This window comes from Streptomyces sp. NPDC002835 (assembly GCF_053591995.1).
Genome location: NZ_JBSFUW010000005.1, coordinates 276,070 through 288,183 on the forward strand (window position 1 = coordinate 276,070; position 12,114 = coordinate 288,183).

The 12,114-nt window shown below is 67.6% G+C and carries 11 protein-coding genes; 5 read left to right on the plus strand and 6 right to left on the minus strand.

Translation table 11 applies throughout. The features are described from left to right. Nucleotides 1–26: 26 nt before the first annotated feature. From ACWD01_RS08325 to ACWD01_RS08335, 3 genes are all read right to left on the minus strand, one after another. Nucleotides 27–968, minus strand: a complete 942-nt coding sequence (locus tag ACWD01_RS08325) for a glycosyl hydrolase (RefSeq protein ID WP_451159361.1) — start codon at nucleotides 966–968, stop codon at nucleotides 27–29. A gap of 562 nt (nucleotides 969–1,530) precedes the next feature. After that, nucleotides 1,531–1,971, minus strand: a complete 441-nt coding sequence (locus ACWD01_RS08330) for a transposase (protein ID WP_451159363.1) — start codon at nucleotides 1,969–1,971, stop codon at nucleotides 1,531–1,533. Nucleotides 1,972–2,033: 62 nt separating this feature from the next. Further along, the gene (locus tag ACWD01_RS08335) at nucleotides 2,034–2,690 is read right to left on the minus strand and encodes a TMEM175 family protein (protein WP_451159365.1); all 657 of its coding nucleotides are present in this window, start codon (nucleotides 2,688–2,690) and stop codon (nucleotides 2,034–2,036) included. Between the two features lie 1,796 nt (nucleotides 2,691–4,486). Here ACWD01_RS08335 and ACWD01_RS08340 point away from each other — a divergent pair. From ACWD01_RS08340 to ACWD01_RS08355, 4 genes are read left to right on the plus strand one after another with little or no spacing between them, the layout of a single operon-like run. Continuing rightward, nucleotides 4,487–5,815: an ABC transporter substrate-binding protein gene (locus tag ACWD01_RS08340; RefSeq protein ID WP_451159367.1), complete on the plus strand. Its 1,329-nt coding sequence runs from the start codon at nucleotides 4,487–4,489 to the stop codon at nucleotides 5,813–5,815. Nucleotides 5,816–5,871: 56 nt separating this feature from the next. Then, the gene (locus ACWD01_RS08345; protein WP_451159405.1) at nucleotides 5,872–6,762 is read left to right on the plus strand and encodes a carbohydrate ABC transporter permease; all 891 of its coding nucleotides are present in this window, start codon (nucleotides 5,872–5,874) and stop codon (nucleotides 6,760–6,762) included. After that, nucleotides 6,762–7,595: a carbohydrate ABC transporter permease gene (locus tag ACWD01_RS08350; protein WP_451159369.1), complete on the plus strand. Its 834-nt coding sequence runs from the start codon at nucleotides 6,762–6,764 to the stop codon at nucleotides 7,593–7,595. Before ACWD01_RS08345 ends, ACWD01_RS08350 begins: the two co-directional genes overlap by 1 nt. A 39-nt stretch (nucleotides 7,596–7,634) precedes the next feature. Beyond that, a complete protein-coding gene (locus tag ACWD01_RS08355) occupies nucleotides 7,635–8,828 on the plus strand; it encodes an ABC transporter ATP-binding protein (protein WP_451159371.1) in 1,194 nt (397 codons plus the stop codon). Nucleotides 8,829–9,092: 264 nt separating this feature from the next. Here the strand turns inward: ACWD01_RS08355 and ACWD01_RS08360 are convergent, their stop codons facing one another. Both ACWD01_RS08360 and ACWD01_RS08365 read right to left on the minus strand, forming a co-directional pair. Continuing rightward, on the minus strand, nucleotides 9,093–10,307 hold the full coding sequence (locus ACWD01_RS08360) for an amino acid aminotransferase (RefSeq protein ID WP_451159373.1): 1,215 nt from the start codon (nucleotides 10,305–10,307) through the stop codon (nucleotides 9,093–9,095). After that, complete coding sequence (locus ACWD01_RS08365; protein ID WP_451159375.1) at nucleotides 10,300–11,175, minus strand: EamA family transporter; 876 nt, start codon at nucleotides 11,173–11,175, stop codon at nucleotides 10,300–10,302. Before ACWD01_RS08365 ends, ACWD01_RS08360 begins: the two co-directional genes overlap by 8 nt. Nucleotides 11,176–11,430: 255 nt before the next feature. Here ACWD01_RS08365 and ACWD01_RS08370 point away from each other — a divergent pair, with 255 nt between their 5' ends. Then, on the plus strand, nucleotides 11,431–11,919 hold the full coding sequence (locus ACWD01_RS08370) for an Lrp/AsnC family transcriptional regulator (protein ID WP_451159377.1): 489 nt from the start codon (nucleotides 11,431–11,433) through the stop codon (nucleotides 11,917–11,919). A 60-nt stretch (nucleotides 11,920–11,979) separates the two neighbouring features. On the opposite strand, the gene ACWD01_RS08375 is transcribed toward ACWD01_RS08370, so the two are convergent. Next, nucleotides 11,980–12,114: ATP-binding protein (locus ACWD01_RS08375; protein WP_451159407.1), on the minus strand; the 135-nt coding region annotated here is incomplete at its 5' end.

The window sequence follows — 12,114 nt, forward strand, 5'->3', positions numbered from 1 at the left end:
CGTGATAAGCGGTTGTGGGACAGCCCTCAGCCTCCGAAGCGGAGCTTGTACTGCGCCTTGCCGTTCGGGAAGTCGTCCAGCGTCCCGCCGCCCCAGTCGTGGTTGAAATACGCCTGATACCTCGAGTCCTGGACCAGCTCGGCCATCCGGTCAATGAAGTAGGGCGAGTCGCCGCCCCCCGCATAGACGTCACCCTTCAGGTACAGGCCCCATTCCGGATAGGACTTGGGCTTGTTGTGGGCGGCGGCAAATGCCTTGAAGTCGTTCACTCCCATGGCGGTGGTGAGGGTGTGGTTCCACCGCTGAGCCGGCGTAGCGTCCGGGTGCTGCCACCACACGTCATAGATGTTCAGTCCCACTATGTCGACGTAGGAGTCGCCCGGGTACAGCGTCTCGAATGACGTGACCTTGCCCGAGGGGCCGACGGCCATGTTGTAGTCGAACTGGAAAGCCGCTCCGGTACGAGCACGCATAAGAGAGACCACACGTCGGAACATCGCCCGATAAGCTGCCGGATCGTCAGTACCCTGCCATGGTCCGATGATCTTGTTATTGCCCTCGTACCCGAGACGTACGACCGAGTCGCCCAAGCCGTTCTTGACCATCAGGTCAGCGAGGTCTTGGAACTGGCTGTCGTACTTACCGGCAAGCCCGTCCGCGAAGTTGCCGCCCTTGGGCAGCATATGCAGCCCAAGCACGAACTGCCGATCGGCATCGGCCTTCTTCCAGTCACCCCAGTACTTGAACGCGTACTGATTCCACTTGGTGTTCTCCGACGGGTCCGCATAGTCGGTCGCGTGGACCTGTGACCGACTGAGCCAGGTCCGGAAGTTGTCCAGAGCATCGGTTTTTCCGGGTCCGACGTAGACACCCACGTGGGAGGCGGTGACGACACCCTCGGAAGGCACTGTCATGAGTGAAAGGGTAGCCGCCGCCATGGCCGCTACCGTCGCCAGTTTTCGCCTCATCCTCGCTCTTCCTTACCCGCTTGTCGGCTTGTCGACCAGGTTTCCTCCACTGAGCTACGCCTGAGTCACCCGGGTCTACCCGGGTCGCCCCGCGGCCCTGTCATTCTCGGGAGGGCTGTACGCGCAGGGCAACCAGAGATCCCTACTAAGGGCCTTCGTAGGTGAAAGGGGCCTTGCCTGCGGACTCGCAGGCGTGCTGTTCGGCCCCAGGGATTCCCCGAAGGGATCCGTGCCGCCGCCAGGGCGCCCTTATCGTATGGGGGAGCGGCGGGAATACCCAGCAGGTCGAATGCGGGGTTCACTGCACGCGAGTCATGTCCGTTATGAGTCGCTTGTGCGGATGTGCCCTAGGGGTCTGCTGCTAACAGGTATCGTTGGAGCGGAACGCGGCATGACACATGTCACATCAACGAGCCCGGAGCCCCGCGTAACCGGCAGTACCGCGAAGACTCCAGAGAACCGGCCGCCGACTGACCTTCGAAGGTGGCTTGCTCCGAGGCCGGTCAGAGAAGCGTCGAGGTCCCCGGTTCAAGGGTGTCCTGTTCACGAACGCCCAGCTTCCCTACGCACCCGAGCTCGGTTGAATGACCACGTATCCAGACCGACCAGTGACCTCGGCGAGGTGGGCCTGGACCTCGCCGGTCGTCAGGCCTCCGCGGCGACGGAGGTGCCTGTCTCGTCGACGCGCGAGAGTTCGTTTCTGCCGCTTCTTGACGATCTCCGGTTCGAAAGTGCCGTCGCGGTCGCGGGGCACGGCGGTCTCCACCGGCCCGGCGTCGGTCAATACGGTCCTGCCGCGGGCCCCGTTGCGGGAGTTGCCGTCATTCCTGCCCGCGGGGTCGTGCGTGTCATGACGGAGGTGGTCGGTGATCTCGCCCTCGAGAGCGGACTCCAACAGCCGCTTGGTCAGCTGCTGCAGCAGCCGCCCTCGCCGGTCAGCTGCGGGCCCTCGGCCTGGGCCCGAGGCCTCCGCCTGCACGGCGCTGCTGCCGGTCTCGACCACGAGGCCGCCGCCACGGGCGCTGCGCCGCCAGGTCGCGCCGGCAGGCCTCGGCCGTGATCGTGTTACGAACCCTCAGGAGTCGAGTTGCCGGCGGCCGCACGCAGGCGAGCGCCCCTCTCACCCGTCACCCACTTGACCGGGATCAGCACTGCCCACCACAGCTTCGCGCCCGTCGGGGACACGTAGGCGAGAGGCACGGCAGTGGCGAAGACCAGCACCGTTACTGCCAGATCGGCCATGTCGTTGCGCGCGACGCGATCCGTCAGCACCGCGCTGCCCAGCCATGGGCGCCTCCACAGTGCGATCGTCAGCGCAAGTTGGGCGACGCCCATGACTGCGACGGCGCCGGAGTAGACGGCCACCGACTCGGGCAAATCCCCGTACTCGGCCAGCAGGGTAGTGGGGAAGGGCATCAGGGCGATCAGCCCCAGGCTCAACAATCCCAGCTTGATGACCGTCCCATCCACCTTCTCCACATATCGGAAGACTTGATGGTGGCCCCTCCAGAAGGCCGCGATGACCAGAAAACTGAGAACGTACGCCCACACGCTGGGCATCACATCACCCAGCGCCTCCTCGAAACCGGCGGAGCTCAGGCCGACGGGCACTGCGATGTCCAGCGCCAGCAGTGTCATCGCGATGGCGAACACGCCGTCGGACAGCGCGAGGAGTCGGGCTGCGCTCCCCTCTTCCTCCCGCACTCGCCGGTGGTCCTTCACGCTGCCCTACCTTAGGGCCAAAAGCTCTGAAATAACCTGATTGAAACCTTTGAGTGTCTGCATGGTGTGCGGCCGACAGGACGGCCGACGGCGAGCGGGTTGCGTACGCCACGTTTCGACCATTGGTTGAACACGGACTCGCCCCGAGGCCGTTTATCTCGGTAACCGGTGCCCCACCTACAGACCGGTGAGTGAGCGAGGTTCGCACATGCCAAGGATCCTTTCGCAAGACACCAAGCGCCGCCGTCCGGTCAGGGGCAGCAGCCCGGCCACGTCGGTGGACCATGGTTCCTACCGGCGACTCACCTACTGAGCGGTCGAGCCCATGAACTACTGCATCCCGTGCCGTCGCCCCCTCAACGGCACTGTGACATGCCCGGAGTGCGGGGCATACGAGTCCGAGACGGCACCGGCGAACGACCGGAGCGACAGCGCTCCGGCAGCCGACCCGGCAGCGCTGGACGGACTCTTCAGCGAGGGACCGGGCTCCGTCGAGCCCTCCGGCGTTTCCTCGCTCCCCCTTCCCACAGCCGAGGAGCCGGCAGCCCGACGCCGCTGTCCGCCGCGACTGAAGAAGTACGGCGGACGGACTCTTGCTGCGGCGACCTTCGCCATGCTCGGCAGTCTGGCCACCGCACTGCTGCTGCCCCAACCATCCGCCGGCACCCCAGGAGCAGCGCCGAGCCCGGAGCGGGCATCCCCTGACGAGCCAGATGTCCGCGTCACCGAACCGCCGAGGGCCTCACCTTCACCTTCACCTGAACGTCCGGCCACGCATCCGGCCAGAGGAGACGTCAGGGACCGGGACGGCACTGGGCGTCCTCGCGCGACGGTCACCGATCGGGAGTCACCGAGTCCCCGGACTCCCACTGCCACCAGCAGCCCACCGCCACCCGTGAAGGCCAGGCCGGCCCCCAGCCCTGCCAGTGGTCTCCCCACCAAGCCGGCCTCCTCGCCGACGGTGACCCCTTCCGCAACTCCTCCCAGTAGTCCCAGCGCCTCACCTACGAGCAGTGCCCTGCCGAGCATCACGGGTGTGCCGGAGACTGGTGGCCGGCCCGAGAGCCCGGCACCGTGATCGTCGCTGGCCGGCAGTGCAACTCCCGGATTCATCCGCTGCTTGATGGAGTTCGGCACCGTCCGGGTCTTCAGGCGTCGATCGTCGGGGCGTGGGAGGTCGCCGGGGGCGGACCACGGCGGACGGGCCGTTGGGCTTTGCGTCGGACCAGCGAACGGGTGCCTCGTCAAGATCAGCGGCAGGTCACAGAGATGTGCGGAAGGGGCCGGAGATCTCATACATGATGCCGCCACTGCTGGAGCCGGAGGTGCCGCGCTGGGAGGAGAAGCAGAGCCGGAAGGCCCTACTCGCCCATCACTCGGGCCAAAGGCCCACTACAGGCGCGGATGTGACGATCCAGCAGACCGGCACGCGATCGGGTGGCGGCTGCCGGCAGGCTCACCAGGGGGCATTGCCGGCGTAGCCGGTGATGCACGATCGGATCCCGCGAGGGCAGTCACGGGGCCTTCGGCGGGGCAGCCGGCTGCGGCCGATCTCGGCGAAACCCGAGACGTCGGTCCCGCATCCGGGCGGAGGCCCGAGCCGGCCGCCCCCTTTCGACCAGTGCCGCTCTGCCACGCGGCATCCAACGCCCGGGGAGCCCGAACGGGTGGCACCCCTCCATGACACGTGACGGGTGGCCCGCGCCCGTGCGTCGTGCGCCTACGGTCGGCGGAACGGAACCCTATGGGCCACGCCTGTCGGGACACACCGTCCGATTTTGAGGAGCGTGGATCGCGTGAGGCGAGCGGTGGCGGCACACGACCTCCTCTGCGTGCGCAGCGTCCGCCGGACAGGCCGCCCCCGGTGCCGATCCTCACGCACACTGAGGGCGCTCGCCGCCCTGCCCCTGATCGCCGTGCTACTGGGCGGCTGCGACTCCCGGACCTCCGGCACAGTCACCCTGAACTGGTACAACTTCCCTGACGACTCCGGCGCCCTGGAGAGCGCGGCGTCCTCCTGCAGCAGCGCCTCCGACGGGCGGTACCGCATCTCGTACAACAAGCTGCCGCGCACCGCCGATGGTCAGCGCCAGCAACTGGTCCGCCGGCTTGCCGCGGAGGACGACACCGTCGACATCATGGGACTCGACGTGACCTGGCCCGCCGAGTTCGCAGAGGCCGACTGGATTCTGCCGTGGACCGGCGAGAACCGCCGACGTGCCACCGAGGGCACCCTCGAGGTGCCACTTCAGACCGCTACCTGGAAGGGCAGGCTGTACGCCGTCCCGTACAACACCAACACTCAACTGCTCTGGTACCGCACCGATCTCGTGCCGAGGCCCCCCGAGACCTGGAGCGAGATGCTCACCATGGCACGTGACCTCGCCCGGCAGGGCAAACCCCACTACGTGGAGATCCAGGGCGCCCAGTACGAGGGACTCACGGTCTGGTTCAACACCTTGGTGGAGAGCGCGGGTGGTTCCATCCTCAACGCCGCTGCCACCGCGCCCTCGCTCGGTCCGCCGGCGGTCCGGGCGGCGACCGTCATGCGAGACCTGGCCCGGTCGCCGGCGGCCGACCCGTCGCTGCCGAACCAGATGGAGGACCAGAACCGGCTGGCCATGGAGTCCGGGACCGCCGCCTTCGAACTCAATTACCCGTTCGTGTATCCGTCGATGAAGGCGAACAAGCCGGATCTGTTCAAGAAGTTCCGCTGGGCGCCCTACCCCGGTGTGGATCCGGGCCGGCCGGCGAAGCCCACCATCGGCGGCATCGATCTGGCGGTGGGAGCCTACTCCCGTCATCCTGACCTCGCCTTCGAGGCTGCCCTGTGTCTGCGCAACCGGCAGAACCAGATCACCGCGGCGCTCAAGGGCGGACTGCCGCCCACGCTGCGCTCGTTGTACTCGGACCCGGCACTTGCCGCGGACTACCCGTTCGCGTCCGAGGTGCTGGACGCCCTCGAGAACGCCAGCGTCCGGCCCAAGACCCCGGCCTACCAGAACGTCTCCATCACCATCTCGCACACGCTCTCGCCCCCCTCGGCGATCTCGCCGCGCAGTGACGTCGAGCGCATCGGGTCCCAGATCGGCGACGCTCTCGAATCGAAGGGCGTGATTCCGTGAACCGACCGGCCCCCGCGGCCTCCGGCACAGCAGAGTCCGCCTCGCCGCCGGATACGCTGAAGGCCCTGTCCGCGGGTGCACGGCAGGAGCGACGTCTGGGCTGGATGCTGTGCGCGCCTGCCGTCGTCGTGATGGTCGCGGTCACGGCGTATCCGATCGGCTACGCCGTCTACCTCTCGCTGCAGCGCTACGACCTCCGCTTCCCGGGCCGCGCGGACTTCGTCGGTCTGAGCAACTACGGTGCCGTGCTGTCCTCCGAGTTCTGGTGGGAGGCGCTCTGGGTCACCCTCGTCATCACCGTGGTCTCCGTGGCCGTGGAGCTGGTACTCGGCTTCGGACTGGCGCTGGTCATGCACCGTACGCTGTTCGGCCGCGGGGCGGTGCGTACGGCGATCCTCGTGCCGTACGGGATCGTGACGGTGGTCGCCGCGTACTCGTGGCAGTACGCGTGGACGCCGGGCACCGGATATCTTGCAGCGCTGCTTCCGCCGGGGGAGGCGCCGCTGACGGAACAATGGCCGGCGATCGGTCTGATCATCCTCGCCGAGGTGTGGAAGACCACACCGTTCATGGCGCTGCTGCTCCTGGCCGGCCTGGCCCTGGTGCCCGAAGAGACGCTGCGTGCCGCACAGGTGGACGGGGCGGGTTCCTGGCAGCGGTTCGCACTGGTGACGGTGCCGCTGATGAAGCCGGCGATCCTGGTGGCACTGCTCTTCCGGACACTGGACGCATTCAGGATCTTCGACAACATCTACATCCTGACAGCAGGTGCCCACGGCACGGCTTCGGTGTCGATCCTCGGTTACGACAACCTGTTCACCGCGCTCAACCTCGGCATCGGCTCGGCGATCTCCGTGCTCATCTTCCTGTGCGTGGCAGTGATCGCCTTCGTGTTCATCAAACTCTTCGGGGCTGCGGCTCCCGGTTCGAAGGAAGAGGGACGCTGATGGCCGGTGCAGGCAAGCGGCACACGACGGGGTGGACGGTCGCCAACATCGTCGTCATCGCCTACGCCCTGTTCCCGGTGTGGTGGATTGTCGCCCTTTCCTTCAAGGACCCGTCGACCATCACGGACGGTAACTTCTTCCCGACGAAGTGGACGTGGGAGAACTACCGCGGAATCTTCGACACCTCTGAGTTCACCAGAGCGCTCGTGAACTCGATCGGCATCGCGCTGATCGCGACGGCGATCGCCGTGGTGCTGGGGACCATGGCTGCGTACGCGGTCGCGCGGCTGCGGTTTCCCGGCAAGCGCCTGCTGATCGGGATGTCGCTCCTGATCGCGATGTTCCCCCCGATCTCTCTCGTGTCGCCGCTGTTCAACATCGAACGGTTCCTGGGCATCTTCGACACCTGGCCGGGACTGATCATCCCGTACATGACGTTCTCGCTCCCGCTCGCGATCTACACGCTCTCGGCCTTCTTCCGTGAGATCCCGTGGGACCTCGAGAAGGCGGCGAAGGTCGACGGCGCCACGCCTGCGCAGGCCTTCCGGCTGGTGATCGCGCCGCTGGCGGCACCCGGTGTGTTCACGACCGCGATCCTCGTCTTCATCTTCTGCTGGAACGACTTCCTGTTCGCGATCTCGCTGACGTCGACGACGGCAGCGCGGACCGTGCCGGCGGCGATCGCGTTCTTCACCGGGAGCAGCCAGTTCGCCCAGCCGACCGGCTCGATCGCCGCGGCGGCCGTGGTGATCACCATTCCGATCATCGTGTTCGTGCTGCTGTTCCAGCGGCGCATCGTCGCCGGACTCACGTCCGGCGCCGTGAAGGGCTGACCGGCAGCAGCCGGCCGTCAGGACAAGGGAGTAGCGACCGTGGCCGAGATCGTTCTCGAGGGCATCACCAAGAGGTATCCCGATGGTGCCGTGGCCGTGCAGGACGTCAATCTCGAGGTCGGTGACGGGGAGTTCGTGATCCTGGTCGGACCGTCGGGCTGCGGGAAGTCGACGACGCTCAACATGATCGCCGGTCTTGAGGACATCACCGAGGGAACGTTGCGGATCGGCGGCCAGGTCGTCAACGACAAGGCGCCCAAGGACCGCGACATCGCCATGGTGTTCCAGTCGTACGCGCTGTATCCGCACATGAGCGTTCGCGACAACATGGGGTTCGCACTGCGTCTCGCGAAGGCGGACAAGGCCGTCATCCGCACCAAGGTGGAGGAGGCCGCGCGGATCCTCGATCTGACGGAGCATCTGGACCGCAAACCGGCCAACCTGTCGGGCGGCCAGCGTCAGCGGGTGGCGATGGGCCGCGCGATTGTCCGTGACCCCAAGGCGTTTCTGATGGACGAGCCGCTGTCCAATCTGGACGCCAAGCTCCGGGTGCAGATGCGGACCCAGATCTCCCGTCTGCAGCAGCGCCTCGGCACCACCACCGTCTACGTCACCCATGACCAGACCGAGGCGATGACGCTGGGGGACCGCGTCGTCGTGATGCGCGGCGGGTTGGTGCAACAGGTCGGCACGCCGCAGCACCTGTACGACGAGCCGCGGAATCTGTTCGTGGCCGGGTTCATCGGTTCGCCCGCGATGAACTTCCTGCACGCCACGCTCGAGGAGAACTCTCTGCACACGAGTATCGGAGAAGTCTCCTTGGAGCCGGGCTTGCTGCGGGAGCTGGAGCGGCGGAACGCTCCCCGTGACCTCATCGCGGGCCTGCGCCCGGAGGCCTTCGAGGACGCGAGCCTGGTCGAGCCCGGCCACTCGGGCGTGACCTTCACCGTGACGGTGGGTGTGGTCGAGTCCCTGGGATCGGACGTGTACGCCTACTTCACGGAGGACGAGTGGCAGCCCGCTCAGACGTCGGAGCTTGCGGAGCTCGCCGCAGATTCGGGGGTCAGTGAGACGGGCGTCAGCGGTCACCAGATCGTCACCCGGCTCAGCAGCGCGACCGGGGTACGGGAGGGAAGCGAGGCGCAGCTGTGGGTGGACACGTCCAGGATGCATCTCTTCGACCCCATCAGCGGAGTGAACCTCACTCACGCGGACTACACCGGGAACCGGTGACCCCAGCCGCGCACCGCCTGCTCCTCGCGCTGAACAGTCGTGGCCCCGTGCAACGCCGACCGGAAGTCATCCCGAGGCAGGCGTCGCATCCACCAGCGGGTCTCTCGCCACCCGTCGAACACGTCACCGTCACGGCGGTACACAGCCGTCGACCACCGGAACCGTACCCGTACGGGCAGGGGCGTGGCGTCCTCGACCCTGCCCTCCCAGGTTCGTGACCGGGCCCTGCGGGCCCGGTCGGCCACCCCTCGGTGAGCCGCTCCGTCAACGCGGCGACGGCGCGCGCGCGGTGTCAGCGGTGCCGCACACCGCGGCGACGCTCTGCGCCAGGTACGGGATCCGGTGCGCCGGAATCCCCGCGATGTTGATGCGGCCCGAAGCCGTGCCGTAGACGGCGAACTGCCTGCGCAGCCGGCGCATCCCGTCCGGCCCCAGCGGCAGCATCGAGAACATGCCCTTCTGCCGGGCGAGCGACTCCGCCAGGGCTGCGCACCCCAGCGCTTCAAGGTGCCCGACCACATCCGACCGGTTGGCCGCGATCCGGCCGCGCATGGCGTCGAGCTCGGCCCGCCACGTGCTTTGCAGCGCTTCGTCCTCGAGGATGGTGGTGACGATGGCGGCACCGTGCTCCGGCGGCATGGAGTACAGGGTCCGCGCTGCGTTCTGCAGTGCCGTCTCGACGTGGCGCAGCGCCTGCCCGCTCCGTCCGAGGACGATCGCGCAGCCGGTGCGTTCGCTGTACAGGCCGAAGTTCTTGGAGCAGCTGACCGCGATCAGCATCTCCGGAAGCCGGTCGGCCAGCATCCGGGTGGCCCGCAGGTCGGCCTCCAACCCGTCACCGAGCCCGTGGTACGCCAGGTCGACGAAGGGCACCCAGCCCTTCGTCGCAGCGAGTTCGGCGAGCGCCTCCCAGGCCGCGAAGGAGGGGTCGACCCCGGTGGGGTTGTGGCAGCACCCCTGGAGGAGGACCACGTCGTGGCGTCCGGCGGCGCGCAGGTCGCCGAGAAGACCCGCCTCGTCAGGAAGTCCTTCGGCGTCGCGCGTCCGGTAGGTCCTCACGTTCATGCCGGCGGCCTCGAGGATCGGCCGGTGGTTGACGTAGGCGGGGTCGCTGATCCACACCGTCGCACCCCGGCGGGTCTGGCGCACCAGGTCGGCGAGCAGCCGAAGGGCACCGGTGCCCGCCACGGTCTGGACCGCCGTGGCCCGTGCGGTACGGGCCTCGGTCCCCAGCACCGTCGACAGCATGACGCGGTTGAAGGCGGTGTTACCGGAGAGGCCGCGGTACTCCTTGGAAGCGGAACGTTCCGCCAGAAGTGTCTCGGCCTCCCTCACCGCCGACATGACAGGCGTGGCGCCCGTGTGATCCCGGTACACACCGAGGACGAGGTTCAGCCGTTCCGGACGCGGGTCGGCCGCGAACTCGGCGGCGAGATCCCAAAGCGGGTCTGCCGGTGGCGGAGCGAGCAGTTCAAGCATCTGCGGAAACCTTGTTTCGAGGGCGGCGATTGGCAAGCACGACGCCGACGGTGATGAGGGGGACACCGACCATCACCGGCAGAGTCGGCGACTCGTCCAGGAGCGGGACGGCGAGCAGCACCACGACGACCGGACTGAGGCTGCCGACGACCGAACTCCGCTCCGGCCCCAGCGTGCGGATCGCGAAGGCGTACAGCAGTCCGGCACACAGGCCGACGCCCAGCCCCTGGACGACGAGGAAGGTCAGGACGTCACCTCCGGCCGCCCGGGCGAGGTTGGTGGGCAGCACACCGGTCAGGACGAGCAACGCGATGACGGCGAACGAGGGAAGACACAGCAGCCCGATGGAGCCGACGGGGTCGAGGTCGACTTCCCGCAGCCCCACTGTGTACAGGGCCCACAGTCCGCTGGCGACGAGCAGGGTGCCCGAACCGAGCAGTACGTCCCGGTCCAGAGCGACCGTGTGGCGACAGACCAGGGCGACGACTCCGGCGACGATCATCACCAGCCCGGCCGTCCTCGTCCCCCGCGGGGCGCGGCACCCGCCGGCGACGAGGACGACGGAGACGAACAGCGGAACCATCCCGGGGACGATCGCACCGACGAATGCCGCGGACGTCAGCGAGCCGCCGAACATCGCCGCGAGGAAGAACGGCACCCCGGCACCACAGATGATCTTGGCGGCGGGGCCCGGCCGCACCGCGGTCAGCAGCCGCCGGCGCCGCCACAGGGCAGGTGCCAGAACCACGATGGGCACGCCGAACCGCAGCAGAGCGGCGTCGGCGGGCAGCAGCGTGGAGGCGTTGAGGGCGCGCGCGCTCAACGCGAACCCGGCCCAGATCATCACGGTCAGCAGGAGCGCCGACATACCCAGCGCCTGCGGCGAGAGCCTTCTGCTGTGAGGGGCACGGAGCGCGGGTGACGTGCTCCCCGCCCCGGGTGGCGTTGCCGCCACGGCCGTGTGCGTCGCGACCACCAGAGATTCCTTCCGCCCGTGAACCGATCGGTTGGAACTCATGTCGTCCCTGACCTGGGAGCAACACTAGATCAGTTGAGAGGGCAGCCGATTGCCAGTTGTGCTCCTCATCTCTAGGTTTGAGGCATAATCTGCCAAGGAGCGCCTATGGATGCTGTCGATCTCCAGATCGTGCACGAGTTGCAGGCGGACGGCCGCCTGTCCAACCAGGACCTCGCCGACCGGGTCCGCCTGTCCCCGTCACCCTGCCTGCGCCGGGTCCGCCGCCTCGAGGACGCGGGGCTGATCAGCGGCTACACGGCCATGGTGGACCAGGTCGCCTTCGGTCTTCCGATCACTGTCTTCGTACGGGTCAGGCTGGAACGCCACACCGCCGAAGCCGTCAACGCGTTCGAAGAACACGTCGGATTCATCGAGCACATCCAGGACTGCTATCTGATGGCGGGCAGCAGCGACTACCTGCTCAGGGTCGTCATCGAGAGCCTCGAGGCGTACGAGGTCCTGGTGCGCACCCGGATCCACGCCATTCCCGGCATCGCGTCGATCGAGTCCAGCTTCGCGTTCGGAAGCGTCAAGCAGTCCAGGGTGTACCCCCGTCCCGGCGACCCGTCCCGCATGGGCGCCCGTACCCGGTAGTGGTCCTGGCGAAGCGGCGCAGGCGGTGCCCCGAAGGCGGAGCCTCCCCGGGGCGGGCGCTCATGTCGACGGCGCATCCGGGATCACCTGTTCCGTCCAAATGATCTTTCCTGTCTTGGTGTAGCGCGTGCCCCATCGCCGGGCGAGCTGCGCGATGATCAGCAGGCCCCGTCCTCCCTCGTCCGTGGTCCGGGC